The sequence below is a fragment of the Brenneria sp. L3-3C-1 genome, from assembly GCF_016456245.1.
Taxonomy (GTDB): Bacteria; Pseudomonadota; Gammaproteobacteria; order Enterobacterales; family Enterobacteriaceae; genus Brenneria.
On the sequence record NZ_JAEMHF010000002.1, the window covers coordinates 412,615 to 430,428 of the forward strand.

Annotated in this window: 18 protein-coding genes; 9 read left to right on the forward strand and 9 right to left on the reverse strand. The window is 53.3% G+C overall.

All coding sequences use genetic code 11. The annotated features are described in order from the left end of the window. The first annotated feature begins 138 nt into the window (after positions 1-138). Both JG725_RS08315 and JG725_RS08320 read left to right on the forward strand, forming a co-directional pair. A complete protein-coding gene (locus tag JG725_RS08315; RefSeq protein ID WP_370541622.1) occupies positions 139-1,272 on the forward strand; it encodes an alpha/beta hydrolase in 1,134 nt (377 codons plus the stop codon). A 130-nt stretch (positions 1,273-1,402) separates the two neighbouring features. After that, positions 1,403-2,296, forward strand: coding sequence for a LysR family transcriptional regulator (locus JG725_RS08320; protein ID WP_172289652.1), 894 nt, complete (start codon positions 1,403-1,405; stop codon positions 2,294-2,296). Here the strand turns inward: JG725_RS08320 and JG725_RS08325 are convergent. The 4 genes from JG725_RS08325 to JG725_RS08340 all read right to left on the reverse strand — a co-directional run bounded on the left by JG725_RS08325 (position 2,274) and on the right by JG725_RS08340 (position 5,513). After that, positions 2,274-3,002, reverse strand: a complete 729-nt coding sequence (locus tag JG725_RS08325; RefSeq protein WP_199377551.1) for a sulfite exporter TauE/SafE family protein — start codon at positions 3,000-3,002, stop codon at positions 2,274-2,276. The two genes, JG725_RS08320 and JG725_RS08325, sit on opposite strands and share 23 nt — an antisense overlap. 185 nt (positions 3,003-3,187) lie before the next feature. Then, the gene (gene mltB, locus JG725_RS08330) at positions 3,188-4,279 is read right to left on the reverse strand and encodes a lytic murein transglycosylase B (RefSeq protein WP_172289650.1); all 1,092 of its coding nucleotides are present in this window, start codon (positions 4,277-4,279) and stop codon (positions 3,188-3,190) included. 115 nt (positions 4,280-4,394) lie between these two features. Then, a complete protein-coding gene (locus tag JG725_RS08335) occupies positions 4,395-4,736 on the reverse strand; it encodes a zinc ribbon domain-containing protein YjdM (RefSeq protein WP_172289649.1) in 342 nt (113 codons plus the stop codon). Positions 4,737-4,862: 126 nt separating this feature from the next. Then, a complete protein-coding gene (locus JG725_RS08340) occupies positions 4,863-5,513 on the reverse strand; it encodes a DUF421 domain-containing protein (protein ID WP_172289648.1) in 651 nt (216 codons plus the stop codon). Positions 5,514-5,646: 133 nt separating this feature from the next. On the opposite strand from JG725_RS08340, the gene JG725_RS08345 reads away from it, so the two are divergent. Then, positions 5,647-5,847 carry a hypothetical protein gene (locus tag JG725_RS08345; RefSeq protein WP_199377553.1) on the forward strand — a complete coding sequence of 67 codons (201 nt, stop codon included), beginning with the start codon at positions 5,647-5,649 and terminating at the stop codon, positions 5,845-5,847. 1,139 nt (positions 5,848-6,986) lie between these two features. Further along, positions 6,987-9,551 carry a DNA mismatch repair protein MutS gene (gene mutS / locus JG725_RS08350; RefSeq protein WP_199377555.1) on the forward strand — a complete coding sequence of 855 codons (2,565 nt, stop codon included), beginning with the start codon at positions 6,987-6,989 and terminating at the stop codon, positions 9,549-9,551. 187 nt (positions 9,552-9,738) lie between these two features. On the opposite strand, the gene nlpE is transcribed toward mutS, so the two are convergent. Both nlpE and JG725_RS08360 read right to left on the reverse strand, forming a co-directional pair. Then, positions 9,739-10,434 (reverse strand): envelope stress response activation lipoprotein NlpE, encoded by a 696-nt coding sequence (nlpE, locus tag JG725_RS08355; protein WP_199377557.1) that lies wholly within the window; start codon positions 10,432-10,434, stop codon positions 9,739-9,741. Positions 10,435-10,515: 81 nt separating this feature from the next. After that, positions 10,516-11,070, reverse strand: a complete 555-nt coding sequence (locus tag JG725_RS08360) for a YaeQ family protein (RefSeq protein WP_172289644.1) — start codon at positions 11,068-11,070, stop codon at positions 10,516-10,518. A 239-nt stretch (positions 11,071-11,309) separates the two neighbouring features. Between JG725_RS08360 and JG725_RS08365 the strand changes: the two genes are divergently transcribed. Both JG725_RS08365 and rof read left to right on the forward strand, forming a co-directional pair. Further along, the gene (locus JG725_RS08365) at positions 11,310-11,510 is read left to right on the forward strand and encodes a YaeP family protein (protein ID WP_172289643.1); all 201 of its coding nucleotides are present in this window, start codon (positions 11,310-11,312) and stop codon (positions 11,508-11,510) included. Next, positions 11,497-11,757 carry a Rho-binding antiterminator gene (gene rof, locus JG725_RS08370; protein ID WP_172289642.1) on the forward strand — a complete coding sequence of 87 codons (261 nt, stop codon included), beginning with the start codon at positions 11,497-11,499 and terminating at the stop codon, positions 11,755-11,757. The genes JG725_RS08365 and rof overlap by 14 nt, the downstream gene beginning before the upstream one ends. A 49-nt stretch (positions 11,758-11,806) precedes the next feature. On the opposite strand, the gene tilS is transcribed toward rof, so the two are convergent. Both tilS and JG725_RS08380 read right to left on the reverse strand, forming a co-directional pair. Next, positions 11,807-13,138 carry a tRNA lysidine(34) synthetase TilS gene (gene tilS / locus JG725_RS08375; RefSeq protein WP_199377559.1) on the reverse strand — a complete coding sequence of 444 codons (1,332 nt, stop codon included), beginning with the start codon at positions 13,136-13,138 and terminating at the stop codon, positions 11,807-11,809. Continuing rightward, positions 13,128-13,517 (reverse strand): VOC family protein, encoded by a 390-nt coding sequence (locus tag JG725_RS08380; protein ID WP_199377561.1) that lies wholly within the window; start codon positions 13,515-13,517, stop codon positions 13,128-13,130. Before JG725_RS08380 ends, tilS begins: the two co-directional genes overlap by 11 nt. A gap of 405 nt (positions 13,518-13,922) precedes the next feature. Here JG725_RS08380 and JG725_RS08385 point away from each other — a divergent pair, with 405 nt between their 5' ends. Genes JG725_RS08385 through JG725_RS08395 form a run of 3 tightly spaced genes read left to right on the forward strand, consistent with a single transcriptional unit; the run spans position 13,923 to position 16,778 of the window. Beyond that, positions 13,923-14,642, forward strand: coding sequence for a (Fe-S)-binding protein (locus JG725_RS08385; protein ID WP_199377563.1), 720 nt, complete (start codon positions 13,923-13,925; stop codon positions 14,640-14,642). A gap of 11 nt (positions 14,643-14,653) precedes the next feature. After that, the gene (locus JG725_RS08390) at positions 14,654-16,081 is read left to right on the forward strand and encodes a LutB/LldF family L-lactate oxidation iron-sulfur protein (RefSeq protein ID WP_199377565.1); all 1,428 of its coding nucleotides are present in this window, start codon (positions 14,654-14,656) and stop codon (positions 16,079-16,081) included. Further along, complete coding sequence (locus JG725_RS08395; protein ID WP_172289637.1) at positions 16,074-16,778, forward strand: lactate utilization protein C; 705 nt, start codon at positions 16,074-16,076, stop codon at positions 16,776-16,778. Before JG725_RS08390 ends, JG725_RS08395 begins: the two co-directional genes overlap by 8 nt. Before the next feature lie 71 nt (positions 16,779-16,849). Here JG725_RS08395 and accA read toward each other — a convergent pair whose 3' ends face one another. Then, positions 16,850-17,809 (reverse strand): acetyl-CoA carboxylase carboxyl transferase subunit alpha, encoded by a 960-nt coding sequence (accA, locus tag JG725_RS08400; protein ID WP_172289636.1) that lies wholly within the window; start codon positions 17,807-17,809, stop codon positions 16,850-16,852. Positions 17,810-17,814 lie beyond the last annotated feature (5 nt).

Genomic DNA, 17,814 nt, shown 5'->3' on the forward strand with positions numbered 1-17,814 from the left:
TTCCGCACCGGTTCATGCTCAATACGATTCACTGCGGTCTATGAAAACAGGCGCATACGGATGCTTCAAAGATCATCAATGGGAAAGCGGGCTTTTTGGCCCCGCTTTCCGATAAAAGCCATGGCAGTATTCTCCAGCATGGTCATCGGCGTTTTCCTGCTGTTGATTTCCGGCTGTACGGGCGCACAGCAGGATATCATGCCGCTGGGACAAACCTCATTTGCCCGCTATCAACAGGAAACCGCACAATGGGTAGAACAACACCGCGCTTTCCAGACTACCGATAAAAATCTCGAACTGGTCTGGAATACGCCGCAGGAAATGCGTCCGGCAGGTAAGCCAACCAAGGGCATTTTACTGGTTCACGGTCTGGGCGACTCCCCCGGTTCATTCAACGACATCATGACGCGGCTGGCGGAACAAGGCTTTCTGGTCAGAACCGTGCTGCTGCCGGGGCATGGCACCCGCCCCGCCGATATGCTGCATATTACCGTGGATGACTGGCGCAGAGTCGTCGCCGAACAGGCGGCCATTCTCAGCCATGAGGTGGATGACGTCTATCTGGGCGGTTTTTCCACCGGAGGCAATCTGGTGCTGGAATATGCCCTTAGCCACCCGGAAATTAAAGGATTGGCGCTGTTCTCTCCGGCGATAAAATCCAACGAGCGTTATGATTTTCTGACGCCGCTGCTTTCCGTCTTTACCGACTGGATACTAAAACCCCGGCCCGGCAACCCGCAACAGTTAATGACGCGTTATATGGTGGTGCCGACCAACGGTTTCGCCCAGTTTTATTATTCCAGCCGCGCCGTGCGAACGCAGTTGGCAAAAACCACCTACGACAAACCGGTGTTGATGGTGCTTACCGAGCATGATTCGGTGCTGGACACGCCTTATCTGCTTGAGCTGTTCGATCGCAAATTCACCCACTCGCGCAGCAGGCTGATCTGGTACGGCAACCCGCCCGCAGGCTCTTCCCCATCGCGCGTGCTGATCCGCCGCGACTATTTACCCGAGTGGCGGATCAGTCAGTTCTCGCATATGTCGATTCTGTTTTCGCCAGACAATAAAGAGTATGGCAAGGAAGGCTCGGTGATCGTCTGCGCCAACGGACAAACGCCGGTCAGCCAGCAGGTCTGTCAGGACAGAAACAGGCTATGGTATTCCGACTGGGGCTATCAGGAAGAGGGAAAAACCCACGTCCGTTTAACCTTCAATCCCTATTTCGACTGGCAGACTCAGGTGATGAACGCGGTATTGGCTGGCGACTAATCCGCCGGGTGTGATTCGGGGATAATGCAGCACGTCGCTTTTCAGCTTTAAAATCAGGATCGGGAGCGCATTGAATATCAGGGGATCATCTGCCATAACATCACTATCACCATAATCGCAGGTTGATGGCATGAGATTTGATTTAACGGATCTTCGTCTGTTTTTGCATATCCAGAAAGCAGGCAGCATTACCGGGGGCGCCGTGACGTCCAATCTGACGCTGCAAGCAGCCAGTGAGCGCGTCAGGGGCATGGAAAATGAACTCGGCGTGCCGTTATTATTACGTTCAAAAAACGGCGTCACGCTGACCGAGGCGGGCTATTCACTGGTTCATCATGCCACGATCATCCTGCATCAGGTCGAACATATGCGCAGCGAGTTACATCAATACAGTAAAGGACTACGCGGCCATATTCCCTTGCTGTGCAATTCCGCCGCGCTGAGTGAGTATTTACCTGAACTGCTGGGGCAGTATTTACTCATACGTCCCAATATATCGATCGCGGTGAATGAACAGCTCAGCCGCGACATTGTTAACGAGATTAAAAATCAAACCGCGGATTTAGGCATTGTGGCGGACACCGTGCAGCTAAACGGATTGGAAACCCGCCCTTTCCGCCAGGACGAACTGGTGGCGGTGGTGCCCGGCGACAGCCGGTGGGCGCAACATGACATGATAGCGTTTGAAGCCATCGTCGGGGCGGAATTTATAGGGCTGAGCGCCGGTTACGCCTTGCAGGAACATATTGACGAACACGCCAGAAAGCTGGGCCGACGTTTAAATTATCGCGTACGGTTAGCCAGCTTCGACGCGGTTATGCATGTCATTCAGCGCGGTATCGGCGTGGGTATTCTCCCCCGACATGCGGCAAATCGTATGATGCATTCGCTTGATATCCACTGCATCGGGTTGTCTGACGTTTGGGCAAAAAGAAATCTGGTTATCTGCGCCCGCCGGTTTTCAGCGTTGCCCGGTTATTTTCAGGAATTCGTTGAGTTTATTACCCTGCGGCAAAAGGGATAAACATATACCCGCCCAGCGTCATTAACCCCGCAAAAAAACACTGCCGAAAGGTTTTCTCACTAATACGGTGGCGCAGACGTTGCCCAATCACCATACCGAGGATAGCGGGAAGAAGCGCGAAACACGATATCCCAAGATCGATGCCGCTCAGCCCTATTCCCTGAGCCAACTGTATCGCCAGTCCGATGGTTGAAACCGTAAAAGCCAGCCCTAATGACTGCACCAGGTCGTGTTTATTCAGCCCCAGACATTGCAGGTAAGGCACGGCCGGGATAACAAAAACCCCCGTCGCGGCGGCAATCGCGCCGGTAACGTACCCCGCCAGCGGCGATAGCCAGACTTCGTGGCGGCCGGGCTGAGGCAGTTTTTTTGCCAGTATTCCCCATATGCCATACAGAACCAGAATCAGTCCGATAGCCGCCCCCGTCCAGGAAGATGAGGACGTTAAGGTCGGTAATCCTCCCCACAACGTGCCGATGATGATGCCGGCAAATAACGACCAAAATCGCTTAACCAGGCTTAGGAACGCCGGGCCGCAAATCAATTGCCAGATATTGGTGACCAGAGAGGGGATAATCAACACCCCTGCCGCTGTCGTCGGCGACATGGTGAGCGTTAATAATCCCATGGCAATCGTCGGCAGCCCCACGCCAATGATGCCTTTGACCATCCCCGCCAGTAAAAAAACGATAAGAATTACCGCCATGACCATGTCCTGAAAATAAGGTAAACAATGGCCTCATTGTCACGAAACGGTCTTGCGGGGTATATGCGGATTTACCTGAGGCTGACTAAAGGAAAAACAGACGTGAACAGCAGGAGGAAACGTATAGATGCCGGCAAGAACCGGCGACAGAACCGTTGATTTGTCGCCGATATCACCAATATTGATTAATACCCCTGCCGCGCCCGGCCAACCGCCTCACCCAGTTGCCACACCGCCATTGCGTAATGGGTACTATGGTTGTAACGGGTAATGGTGTAGAAGTTAGGCAAACCATACCAATACTGGTATCCGCTGCCGATGTCGAGACGCAGCAGACTGGCCTCTTCATAGCCACCCAGCGTACTCTGCGGCCTTAGCCCGGCGGCCTGTAACGTCGAGAGGGAATAGCGCGTATTGAAGCCATGGGCCAGCGATGGCGCCTGACCGATCGCCGGTACAGCCACAACGCCCCCTTTGCGCCAGCCGTGCGCTTTAAAGTAATTGGCTACGCTGCCGATGGCATCCACCGGATCCCATAGATTGATATGCCCATTGCCATCAAAATCAACCGCATAGTTTTTAAACGACGACGGCATAAATTGACCATAGCCCATAGCGCCCGCATAGGAACCCCGCAAGCTGAGCGGATCATTCCCCTCGTTGCGGGTCATCAGCAGAAACGTTTCCAACTCGCCGGTGAAGTACGCGGCGCGGCGCGGGTAGTCGAAAGACAGGGTTGCCAGGGCATCAATAATGCGGGTTTTCCCCATTATCCGGCCCCAGCGGGTTTCCACACCGATAATCCCGACAATGATCTCCGGGGGAACGCCGTATATTTCCCAGGCGCGTTGCAGCGCGTCTTGATGCTGATTCCAGAAAACCACGCCGTTTTGTACGTTATCCGGGGTGATGAACTGATTACGGTAACGCGTCCAGGCCCCGTTCGGCCCGGACGGCGGGCGAGGCACGGTTGGCGGCGGCGTTGGCGCCTGTCTATCCATCAGACGAATCACCCAATCCAGCCGCTGCGTCTGAGCCAATACATCGTGCAGTTGCTGGCGGTCAAAACCGTGTTCACTCACCATTTTGTCGATAAAGCGGTTCGTCGCCGGATTAAAAGCAAAATCGCCGCTCTGCAAATGACCGGTATGCGCAGGCTCGAGCAGAAAACCGCCTTTAAAGGGATTGCCCTGAGGCGCTTCGGCTGACGGCGTCGGCTTACTGCTACAGGCGGAAAGCAAGGCAAGCAGTGAAACAAGAATAGCCAAATGACGCATTGGATGTCCGTCTAAACAGATGAAAAAAGAGTCGTTGCCATGGTAAAGCATCGCCTGACGTGAAAAAACCACAAAATGCACCCTGTTTTCCGCTGAAAGCCAGGGTGCTTTATGATCAGTTTTTCTTCACAAACTCGGATTTCAGCTTCATGGCGCCAAAACCGTCAATCTTGCAATCGATATTATGGTCGCCTTCAACCAAACGAATACCTTTCACCCGCGTACCCATTTTCAATGGCGAAGAACTGCCTTTTACTTTGAGATCCTTAATCACGGTAACGGTATCGCCATCCGCCAGCAAGTTGCCGTTGGCATCTTTGACGATCGGCCCCTCTTCCTGAGCAGCCGAATCACCATCCATTGCCCATACATGCCCACACTCAGGGCAGTTCAGTAATTCATTATCCTGCCAGGTATATTCAGAGTGACATTTAGGGCAATTCGGTAGCTGTTGCATTATAAAATTCCTGAAAATAATAAAGTTTATGAAAAAAGCCAATAAAATCAAAGATTGTGTTACCAGCTACCGATATTTTAGCGCGTTATGCGCATCCTGAGTAGTCATCGATTGGCGATACCTGAATCATCTCACTATCTTGCCGTCCCGCAGAATAAACATCACTTTCCCATCCCAGAACTCAGCGATAAAAATATCTTCATCCTTGAGACTACGCTCATTCAGTTCGCCTTTTAGCCACTCTTGATCTTTTTCTATTTGTTCCAACTCTTCCTGTCTGACTTTACCGTCTTTCATAATAATAACCGAGGGCATTTTCGCGTTATCACAAACAACCGTCAGTTGACCGCTGGGTTCTATTTGAGCATAGGTGACCTGCTGGAACGAATTGATTCCCTGCGAATGTAATTGAGAAGCGATATTCAAAATATCTATTTTATTTTTCTTACGCAGAATATTGTCCATGATAAAGCGCCCCTTCTTAACGATAGGCAGCGGATTACCGATGGCTATTGCACGGAAAAAATTAACATGCTTAGTGATGGCATTGAGCAGCGATATCAGCCCGACGCCAATAAATAACACCAGCACATATTGCTGAAGCGGTATGCTATCACTGTATATCACCCCGCCGATTATCCCCCCTAGAACAAAATTCCCAATAAAATCAACTGGCGTCATCTGAGAAAGCTGCGTTTTCCCTGAAAGATTCAGGTGCATGATTACAATAAAAAATCCAATGATGAACTTTATTAATACTAAGCCGTAATATCCCATATATCCTCTGTCCCACTCGTTTACCAAACCGCCAATCAAAAAGCCGCGCCAAGGCGCCTTCTAGGCCGTCACTGAAAAAACCTCATGCTGTTTATCCAGCCAGCACAACCGCTTCCAACCATGATGTATATAGATGAAAATCAGCAGCCCTGCTGTATTTTTCAGGAAAACCGCCCTCACGCATCGAATTCCTGCGCATCCGGAACAAGGCCTCGCCGGTAAAAAGCGCGGCAATTCAAACGATTTATTACAAGTTTCCGACGGCAGGCAAGGCGTATATCATTTAATGACGATGCTACACTTCCATCTTCTCTCGCCATTATTACCTTTATAATAATAATCTGGCTAATTATGATTCAAAAAAGACCGGGTACAAAAAGAACTGCCCAATAAATACTATTGACTCATCCACCCAAAAAATGTAGAAATCAATTAAAAACAGCCAACTCAAAATAATCTTTTTTTAATACGCATAGCAACATGATTCCATAAATAAATACAAAAAATTTAATACTATTTATAATACGATAATCATAAACGGCGAAACAGAGTGGCAAAAGGAAAGGGATTAACATCCCTTTCCAAGATAAACGTGATATAAACAAGATATATCAGCAAAAGGTTCAATGTCTTTTATTTTTGCATCTTTGCTGTAAGGCTTTTTTGGGTGTCCACGTAGTTATTTTTCAGACGAAGTCGTTCCCTGACATTCAATCCTGAGGTTATGATTTCTTTTATCCATTACTCATTCCCTTGGTTATCCGTTCTGCTAATCAGCTAAATTTTAGCCTTTCGGCTCAATCCCCTGCTTACGAAGCGCTTTACACGCCGGTTCTTTTAACCCGTTTCCCAAGCTGACACCTTATTTTGCCACGACTTTATCAAACTGTTCGTAGTAGCTCAGGTGAGATCCCTATCCGAAAGGTATTGGTCTACCAGACAAAGACTCCCCCTGTTAAGCAAACTAACAATATGGCTATCGACAAATCCAGAAGCTCCCTTCATGAAGATCAGCATTTTCAGCATGTTAACGCGGGAGGTTTTAACCTGTTCCTGCGATTGATAGCGGGGCGCATTATGCTTGATGACACACCGTTAGAACGAGAAAAATCATCGCAGTAGCGGGCAAAGTTGCGAGCCGTTTCGCAGGCATAACCGATACTCGTAAAATCAGATACATTTACCATCGTTGCTCTGATAACTTCCTGTAATGCTTTACCAGTATTAGCGCTACGCCTGACGGGAGCACCCTGTCTCTGAATGAATAATGTAGGGTTTTTAGAGGTTCTGATTTCCCCCTGAACCCCACAGGTGAATCACGCGGCATGTCGGTGATAAGATAAGATTTCTAACAAGATACACCTTTTCTGGCATACTCCCAGGCGACAAATTAATGGGTTTAGGTAGGTTTTTGGCGCTTTTATCAGCGGCCGCCTGAGCTAACAGACAGAGTAAAAACCGAGTAAAATCAATATGAATGAGTCTATTGACAAGGACCTTTCCAGCCATACGCCAATGATGAAACAGTATTTCAAGCTCAAGGCGGAGCATCCGGAAATTCTGTTGTTCTACCGTATGGGTGACTTTTACGAGCTGTTTTATGACGATGCCAAACGGGCATCGCAGCTTTTGGATATCTCACTGACCAAACGCGGAGCATCCGCCGGGGAGCCGATTCCCATGGCCGGCGTTCCCCATCATTCCGTCGAAAACTATCTTGCCAAGCTGGTGCTGTTGGGCGAGTCGGTCGCTATCTGCGAACAGATCGGCGATCCCGCCACCAGTAAGGGGCCGGTGGAGCGCAAAGTCGTGCGTATCGTGACGCCCGGCACCATCAGTGACGAAGCGTTGTTGCAGGAAAAACAAGATAACCTGCTCGCCGCCATCTGGCAGGACGGGCGGGGCTTTGGCTATGCCACGCTGGATATCAGCTCCGGCCGTTTCCGGGTCACCGAACCGGCCGATCGGGAAACCATGGCCGCAGAATTACAGCGTACCAATCCGGCGGAATTGCTCTACCCCGAGTCGTTTGAATCCATGTCATTGATTGAACACCGCCACGGGTTGCGCCGCCGTCCGCTGTGGGAATTTGAACTGGACACCGCCCGTCAGCAGCTCAATCTGCAATTCGGTACGCGCGATCTCACGGGATTTGGCGTTGATCAGGCGAAGCTGGCGCTGCGGGCGGCGGGCTGTCTGCTGCAATATGCCAAAGATACTCAGCGCACTTCCCTGCCGCATATCCGCGGCATCACGATGGAACGTCAGCAGGACGGCATCATTATGGATGCCGCCACGCGGCGTAATCTGGAACTGACGCAGAATCTGGCCGGCGGTACGGAAAATACGCTGGCCGCGGTGCTCGACTGTACGGTGACGCCCATGGGCAGCCGGATGTTGAAACGTTGGATCCACATGCCCAGCCGCGATATCGCCGCGCTGACGCAGCGCCAACAGGCCATCAGCGCGTTGCAGGATATCACAGCGGAATTGCAGCCTTATCTACGGCAGGTAGGCGATTTGGAACGTATTCTGGCGCGGCTGGCGCTGCGTACCGCCCGCCCGCGCGATTTAGCGCGTATGCGCCACGCCTTTCAGCAATTCCCCGAGATTCGTGCGCAGTTGGCGCCGTTGGAAACGGACGCCGTCCGCCAGCTAGTCGGCCAGATTGGGCAATTCGACGAGCTGCTGGATCTGCTTGAACGCGCCATCGTCGAGGCCCCGCCGGTGCTGGTGCGCGACGGCGGCGTGATTGCAACGGGCTACAACGCCGAACTGGATGAATGGCGGGCGCTGGCCGACGGCGCCAGTGATTATCTGGACAGGCTGGAAATTCGCGAGCGCGAAAAACTGGGGCTGGATACGCTCAAGGTCGGTTTTAACGGCGTACATGGCTATTATATTCAGGTCAGCCGCGGCCAAAGCCATCTGGTGCCGATACATTACGTTCGCCGCCAGACGCTGAAAAACGCCGAACGCTATATCATCCCGGAGCTGAAAGAATACGAAGATAAGGTGCTGACCTCCAAAGGCAAAGCGCTGGCATTGGAAAAAGCCCTCTATGACGAACTGTTCGATCTGCTGCTGCCGCATCTGGCGGAACTCCAGCAAAGCGCGGCGGCGCTCGCCGAACTGGATGTACTGGCGAATCTGGCGGAGCGCGCGGATACGCTGAACTATGTGTGCCCGACGCTAAGCGATAAGCCCGGTATAAAGATCGCCGGCGGACGTCACCCGGTAGTGGAACAGGTTCTCAGCGAACCCTTTATCTCGAATCCGCTGTCTCTCTCCCCCCAGCGCCGTATGCTGATCGTTACCGGCCCGAATATGGGCGGAAAGAGTACCTATATGCGTCAGGCGGCGCTGATCGTGCTGATGGCGCATATTGGCTGCTTCGTTCCTGCCGATCAGGCGGTTATCGGCCCGGTGGATCGTATTTTCACCCGCGTGGGCGCGGCGGACGATCTGGCTTCCGGCCGCTCGACCTTTATGGTGGAAATGACGGAAACCGCCAACATCCTGCACAACGCGACGGAAAACAGTCTGGTGCTGATGGATGAAATCGGCCGGGGAACCTCGACCTACGATGGATTATCGCTAGCCTGGGCCTGCGCTGAAAATCTGGCTAACCGCATCAAAGCCATGACGCTGTTTGCGACTCACTATTTCGAACTGACCAATCTGCCGGAAAAAATGGAAGGCGTGGTAAACGTCCATCTGGACGCTCTTGAGCATGGCGATACCATCGCCTTTATGCACAGCGTGCAGGACGGCGCCGCCAGCAAAAGCTACGGACTGGCGGTGGCCGCATTGGCGGGGGTGCCGAAAGACGTCATTAAGCGGGCGCGCCAAAAACTGAAAGAGCTGGAGACGCTGTCCAATAACGCCACCGCCAGCCATATTGATGGCGCACAGCTGGCGTTGCTGGGTAATGAGGAGCCGTCACCGGCGATGGAAGCCCTGGAATCGATCGATCCGGATGCGTTAACGCCCCGTCAGGCGCTGGATTGGCTGTATCAGTTGAAGAAGATGCTGTAAGCGGCGCGTTTTTATCATGCACCTAAAAAAGCGCTGATTGCCGACAAAGTCGTTTGTAAGCCTGAGATACCCGGGCCTAGCGTACCGAGGGGCGCTCCGGCCCCTCGCCACGTTCTCCCTAATAACGGGCTTTGTCAACAGTCTGAAAAGCGCTGATTTTTCAGCGCTTTTTCATTATACGCCGATGCTATTCAACGGGTGGGTCACACCGTTGGCGCGCTTTCATCTGCACCTCATCGCTGTCCGGCACCAGCGCTTTGGTCATCTGTCCCTCCTCCATTGAGGGAACGATGGCGAAATGCGCCGTCAATATCGTAAACACCGGTTCACCTGCTGCGCTTCGGGCGTTCATATACTGTTTTTCCAACGCCAGCGTATTATCCACCACAAAGGTTTTTCCCGTCGCGCAATCGGTAAAGGTCGCCGCATCCGCCATATAGCGATACATGCCTTTCATCGCCATCGGCGTATCGGGTAAAGCCAGTTCTGTGGCAATCAGCCGATAGGCGTGAGAAGACGGAATAGGCACGCCCTGTTGATCCAGCATCTCCAAATCTTTTCCCAGCGGGCGAAAATAACGCTTTTCCCCCTCACTGTTGGTTAACACCAATTTGTCCGCCGTCCGCCGCCACTGACCATATTCAGCAAAGACCGACGTTCCCTCGCGCGTCGTCTGATAATGCTGACGTAAGACAAACGTGCCGTCTTTTTCCAGAAACAGCGACGTATCGATCCCCTCACAGTCAGCACAGGGCAGTGTTCCACGATAGCTTTGCGCCATCGGTTGAAGCGGTTCTTCCTGCATCCGTGAACGTGTATGACACCCAATCAACGCCGATATTACCGCAGTCAACAACACGCCAATCGCCAGTTTTCTCACCATTATTCTCCCGCTGGGGTTGTCCTGTTACCGTTATTCATTTTATTGGTGATTTCTTATACCGTTCATCAACATAGCGAACAATCATCCCTGTCTCGGGGCTATTTGCCAGTCTGCGAACGTCATTTCCAGACTATTCTCACTGTCTGACAGCCAGATAGTTCCTTCCTGCAAGGTGGCCTGTAGCGTCATATTGCGCTTTGCCAACGCGGCAAGCTGCGCCAACTGGCGATCGTCCAGAAAATATATGGTCAGGTTCTTATACCCTGCCACCTTGTCCGCGATGTTTTGCCACCATACCTGCGCAGCGCGCTCGCCATAGGCGTACAGCACCACCGAACGGGATTGGTTGCAGGCTTTTTTCAGCCTCTTCTCATCGGGTAAACCCAGCTCAATCCACAGTTCCAACTCCAGCGTGTCATTACGCCGCCAGATTTCCGGCTCATCGTCAGCGCTTAACCCTTTGGTAAAACGTAAATTTTCATCCGCATGACAAATCCAGGCCAGCAAACGCAGCATCATCCGCTGTTCCGTTTCTGAAGGATGCTGGGCGATAGTCAGGTTGGCGTCATGGAAAAAATGACGATCCATGTCCGCAATATTAATCGCTGCCTTGTAAACCGTTGCTTTTAATGCCATCTGTAACCTCACGTTTATCCAGCGACAGTGTACTTGAGTTAGCGCTATCCTCACAGTAAAGGTGATATCTGCTACATAACCGAACGATTAGGTGTTTGAGGAATACTGATATCCTGCCAATGCCTATGCTATAGTCGATTTGATAAGTAGAGTTTATCTCCGTAGGCTTACAACATCGGCCACAGTCATAATCAAGGTGCATGAATGTCTACCGGGTTAAGCTTTCAAGGGAGGATATAGTGCAAAAATACGGTGAATTAGTACGCCGCTTATACGCAGAGATCGCCAGCGGCGATCTGGGCTATATACCCGACGCGCTGGGTTGTGTATTGAAAACCCTGGATGACATTGCCGCTAACGGCGAATTGCCATCCTCTGTCAGGGAACAGGCGGCTTATGCCGCCGCTAACTTATTGGTGAGCGATTATGTCAATGAGTAACGAATATCAACCCATCAACTGTGATGATTACGACAATCTGGAAGCCACCTGTCAGCAGAATTTGACGCTGACGCTGGAGCTGCGTAATGGTGAAATCGTTACCGGTAAAGCCAGTGACATGATCTCACGTAAGCATGTTGAATATTTGGTGATCGAAGAGTCCGGTTCAAAGCGGGAATTGCGCCTCGATCACATCGTCAGTTTTAGCCATCCGGAAATAGGAAAAGTCGTCGTCAGCGAGGCTTAACCGGCATACTTTTCTCTAAAACGGACAACTTCGGTTGTCCGTTTTCATTTCAGTTACGCCAGACAATATGCCAGCACGGCTCATTGTCCCGCGCCTGTCCTTCCAGCGTAACAAACCGCCCGAGCGCGGCGATCAATCGGTCATCGTAAAAAACCAGCGGGGTGCGATCCCGCAACCACGGCGGCACAGCCAGCTCCTGCCAGAGTTTCTTGATTTGCCGCCCGCCAGCCCGCCCCACAATGCGTACCGTGCCGCCGGTGGTGAAACGTATGCTTACCTGCTCGCCGGCGCGCGGCGCGCGAACGGCGGTTCCCCCTTCATCCGCCAGCGAGAGATCCCCCAGGCCATCAGGTAACGTTAAGCCGCCGGATCCCGGCGGCCACGGCAATATGCGGTCTTTCAGCGAGTGCATCAGCGGCAGCACATAAAGGCGCTGGCGAAAACGCCGGATTTGCCGTTGGTTTAGCCGTAACACCGGATCGGCATCCTGACGGCTGACGGCAACTTCATGCCATAACCGTTGCAACTGATCGCGCGCAGGCATCGACGCCCCCTGCTCAGCCAGCCAGCGCCGCAATAAAGCAAAGCGCCTGACCGGGCTCAACGACGACATGCCTTCAATGCTCAGGGAGCCATCCGGCCGACACAGTTCCCGTAACGACTCGGCCAAAAGTTCATCAAGCAGTTGTTCCTGCTCGGCGCAGAGCTGCGCGCTACGGGCCACCGCCGCGGGAAAATGCGGCCAGCGCCCGGTTAATAAAGGAAGCACCTTGCGGCGCAAAAAGTTGCGGTCGAAGCGCTCATCCTGATTGCTGTCATCTTCAATCCAGCGCAGTTGATGCCGCCGCGCATACTGCTCCAACTGTTGACGAGAAAAACCCAGCAATGGACGCAGCAGGGTATGGTTATCGCATAGGGTGCTGGCGGCCATCGCGGAAAGCCCGGCCGGCCCGCTGCCACGCTTGAGCGCCAGCAAAAACGTTTCGCTTTGATCGTCCAGATGCTGTGCCGTCAAAAGCGCCTCATCATCCAGTAAATGCGCGTTTAAAGCCCGGTAGCGCGCCTCACGCGCCGCCGCCTCAATACCGCCGTTTTGCGCATCGACATTCACTTTCAGCTCCGCGAAAGACACCTGCCATTGCCGACATTGCCGGCGACAGTGCTCAGCCCAACTATCCGCCAACGGATTTAGACCGTGATTAACATAGGCGGCGCGGACAACGACATGATTACGCTGGCGCAGCGTGACCAGCAGATGCAACAAGACGCTGGAATCCAGCCCGCCGCTGTAAGCCACCAGAATCTGCCGATGTCCCGCCGTCTGTGACGCGAGGGAGGCAAGCAAAATATCTTCAGGTTCGCTCACGGTTTCAACTCTCATACAGCTCTAAAGGCAACCCATCGGGATCGCTAAAGAAAGTAAACCGTCGCCGCGTGTCAGCGTCAATGCGCACCGGCTCGCAACTCACCCTGGCCCGGGCGAGCGTAATGATAGCCTGCTCGACATCCTCAACCGCAAAAGCCAGATGCCGCAAACCGCAGGCTTCCGGCTGGCTGACGCGCGGCGGCGGCGAAGGGAAAGAAAATAGCTCTACCAGATAACATCCATTTAACGCCAAATCGCCCTTCCAGGAGTCCCGCTCCGCGCGATAGATCTCATTCATCAGGGTAAAACCCAGAATATCGCAATAGAATCTTTTACTCCGCGCATAATCGGCAGCGATGATAGCAATATGGTGAATACCCTGTAGTTTTAGCATAGCGCTATCCTGTTCCCTCCCGCGAATTGTCTTGCTCATGATGATCGGCATAATCAAAAGACGCCGACCGATTGTAATCGTGATGCCTGGCGCAATCTACAGCGACAATCTGACACGGAAAGCCGATACCAAACACGATATATCGCCGGGGCAGATGTTACGCCCAGGCGCAAGATATCTGCTAACCTTTATTTTTATCCTGCTGTGCTCTCCGCTGTTTCCTGCATTGCAATGAATCGTCGGCCTGATTTCCAGTCAGTTTCCTTTGTTGGTGCTAAGCAGCGGACTGACGCTGCTGAAGTGATTAGGCGGCACCAAAAAAATAACCATTTGAATCATAAAATAATATTAAAAATAAATTTATCAGTCCGGCTGTTTTAATCGTTAGCAATGGAGCAAACGTCAATGAACATTAATTTTTATGTCACCTGCCTGGGCGATGCCTTAAAAGCCGGGATGGCGCGTGACACGGTGTTACTGCTTGAGAAATTGGGCTGTAAGGTTTTTTTTCCAGAAAAACAAGGCTGTTGCGGCCAGCCGGCGCTGAACAGCGGCTATGTCGAAGACGCCAAACCCGCCATGAAGTCGCTAATCATGGCGTTGGAAGAAAATGATTATCCGATAGTTTCCCCGGCCGGCTCCTGCACCTATGCCATCAAAAGCTATGCCGGGTATCTGAGCAACGAACCGGATTGGGCGCGGCGCGCGCAGGCCGTGGCCGATCGAATGCAGGATCTCACTTCGTTTATCGTCGATATTCTGGGCGTGGTCAACGTCGGCGCCTCTCTGCCCGGTAGGGCGGTCTATCACCCCTCCTGTAGCCTGTCCCGCAAACTGGGCATCACCGATGCCCCGCTCACGCTGTTACGCCATGTGAAAGGACTTGAGCTGATACCTTTCGAACACCAGGAAACCTGCTGCGGTTTCGGCGGCACTTTTTCGGTCAAGATGGCCGAAATCTCCGGTGAAATGGTCAAGGAAAAAGTGCGGCATCTGATAGCCGCGCAGCCGGACTATCTGATTAGCGCCGACGTCAGTTGCCTACTCAATATCGGCGGCAGACTCAGCCGGGAAAAACATCCCGTCAAAGTAATGCATATCGCCGAAGTGTTGATGAGCCGATAAGGGGGCCGCGTATGTCTTTGAAAACCAGCAAAATCGATTTCAGACCGCGGATCAACGCCGAAATGCAGGACGCTATCATGCGGCGTAACGTTTCAATGGCGCAGGAACGCATCGGCGCCAACCGGCAAAAGATGGTGGAAGAGTTGGGGAACTGGGAACAATGGCGCGAGCAGGCGGAACACATCCGTAATCACGTATTGGAAAACCTTGACGCCTATCTGCACCAGTTGACGGAGAAAGTGCATGACAACGGAGGACATGTCTTTTTCGCCCGCACCCACGAACAGGCCACCGACTATATTCTGAAGGTGGCGCAGGCCAAACAGGCCAAAAAAATCGTGAAGTCCAAATCGATGGTCACGGAAGAGATCGGCATGAACCCCAAGCTCCAGCAGGCGGGAATTGAGGTGGTGGAAACCGATCTGGGCGAATTTATTCTCCAGTTGGATGGGGATCCGCCGTCGCATATCGTGGTGCCGGCGATCCATAAAGACCGTCATCAGATTAGACGCATACTGAGCGAGCGTTTGGGCTACAACGGCCCGGAAACGCCGGAAGCCATGACCTTATTTATCCGTCAAAAGATCCGTCAGGATTTTCTAACCGCCGATATCGGCATTACCGGCTGTAATTTTGCCGTCGCCGAAACCGGCTCGGTGTGCCTGGTGACCAACGAAGGCAACGGACGGCTTTGCACCACGCTGCCGAAAACCCATATCGCGGTGATGGGCATGGAGCGTATCGCGCCGACCTTTGCCGAAGTCGACGTATTGATCACCATGCTATGCCGCAGCGCGGTGGGCGCCAGACTCACCAGCTACAATACCTGGCTGACCGGCCCGCGCCGGCAAGGCGATATTGACGGACCGGAGGAATTCCATCTGGTGATTATCGATAACGGACGCTCCCGGGTGCTGGGTTCCGAATTCCGCTCGGTCCTGCGCTGTATCCGCTGCGGCGCCTGCATCAATACCTGTCCGGCCTATCGTCATATCGGCGGACACGCTTACGGCTCAATCTACCCCGGCCCTATCGGCTCCGTGCTGTCGCCGCTGTTGGGCGGCTACAAAGATTTTAAAGATCTGCCTTACGCCTGCTCGCTGTGTACCGCCTGTAATCAGGTCTGTCCGGTAAAAATCCCGCTGGCGCAATTGTTGCTCAAACATCGCCGGGTGATGGCGGAACAGGGATTGACGCCCAAAACGGAACAACGGGTTATCAAACTGTTCAACTATGCCAACGCGCATCCCGGCTTATGGAAAGTGGGGATGGTGGCGGGCGCCAAAGCCGCCAAATGGCTGATCAAGGATGGCAAGGCGCCATTGACGCTCGGCGCGCTGGGCGCCTGGACGCAGGCGCGCGACTTACCGGCAGCAGACGGCGAAAGCTTCCGCAGTTGGTTCAAACGCCACCAGTCCGAGGGGAAAAATAATGCTTAATCAACAAAACCGTGACGACTTTTTAGCGGAAATTGCCCGACAGCTTGGCCGGGAGGTACGCCATACGCCGGTTGGCGCCGTGTCGGAGGTCGAACTGCTGGCGCAAACGCGCCTGACGGATCTGTCGCGGGATCAGCGCTGTCAGGCCTTTGTCGATTTCGCCCGCGACATCCTTAAAGCCCATTGTGTGCTGACATCAGCGGAGGCGCTACAGGGAAATTTGCTGGCGCTGTGCGAAGAGTATGGCCGAACGCCGGTGGTGGTCAGCGGCGACGCGCGTCTGGAAGAACTGGGCATTACGCAGACCTTGCAACGGCATTACCACGCCCATGTCTGGCGACCGGCGGCGCGGCAGGAGAATATTCGGCTGGCCGAACGGGCAAAAATCGGCGTGGTCTATGCCGAGGCGGGACTGACGGAGTCCGCGGGCGTGGTGCTGTTTTCCGCGCCGGAGCGCGGCTGCTCAATCAGCCTGCTGCCCGAAACGTCCATTTTTGTGCTGCGCAAAAGCGCCATCCTGCCGCGCGTGGCGCAGTTGGCGCAACGGTTGCATCATATGGCGCAAAACGGCGAACCTATCCCAGCCTGTATCAATCTGATCGCCGGCCCCAGCTCCACCGCCGACATTGAATTGATTAAGGTCGTCGGGGTACACGGGCCGGTGAATGCGGTGTATCTGATTATTGAAGACTGCTGATGCCGATAAAAAAACCCGCCATCCTGTTGGATGGCGGGTCTGTTTAATCGTTGCCGCGGCAGCTGCGGGTATCAGCAGTAGCCGTAATTCATCAGACGTTGATAGCGGCGGTTCAGCAGTTCTTCTTCACTCAGCGCGTCCAAATCCTGGAGATCGGCCAGCAGTTGAGCTTTCAGCGATTCAGCCATCGCCGGCACATTACGGTGCGCCGATCCCAACGGTTCAGGGATCACGCTATCAATCAGCTTAAGCTCTTTCAGACGCGGCGCCGTGATGCCCATCGCTTCCGCAGCCAGCGGCGCTTTATCCGCACTTTTCCACAGGATAGAGGCGCAGCCTTCCGGTGAGATCACGGAATAGGTGCTGTATTGCAGCATGTTGACTTTGTCGCCCACGCCAATCGCCAGCGCGCCGCCGGAACCGCCTTCACCGATAACCGTACAGACGATAGGCACGCTCAGGCCGGACATTTCACGCAGGTTGCGCGCAATGGCTTCCGACTGACCACGCTCTTCGGCGCCCACGCCCGGATAAGCGCCCGGCGTATCAATAAAGGTAATGATCGGCATTTTAAAGCGTTCGGCCATTTCCATCAGGCGCAACGCTTTGCGATAGCCTTCCGGCGCCGGCATACCAAAGTTGCGGCGAATTTTTTCTTTGGTCTCACGTCCTTTCTGATGACCGATGATCATCACCGGACGCCCGTCCAGACGCGCAATCCCGCCGACTATGGCTTTATCATCGGCATAGGCGCGATCGCCGGCCAGTTCATCAAAGTCGGTAAAGATGTGCTTGATGTAGTCAAGCGTATACGGACGCTGCGGGTGACGCGCCAACTGCGCGACCTGCCAGGCGCCAAGATCGGAGAAAATTTTACGCGTCAGTTCAACGCTTTTCTCACGCAGGCGCTGGACTTCTTCGTCCAGATTAATATCCAATTTTTCGTCTTGACGGCTGACTGCGGTCAGCGAGTCAATTTTCGCTTCCAACTCTGCAATCGGCTGCTCAAAATCAAGAAAATTCAGACTCATAGTAT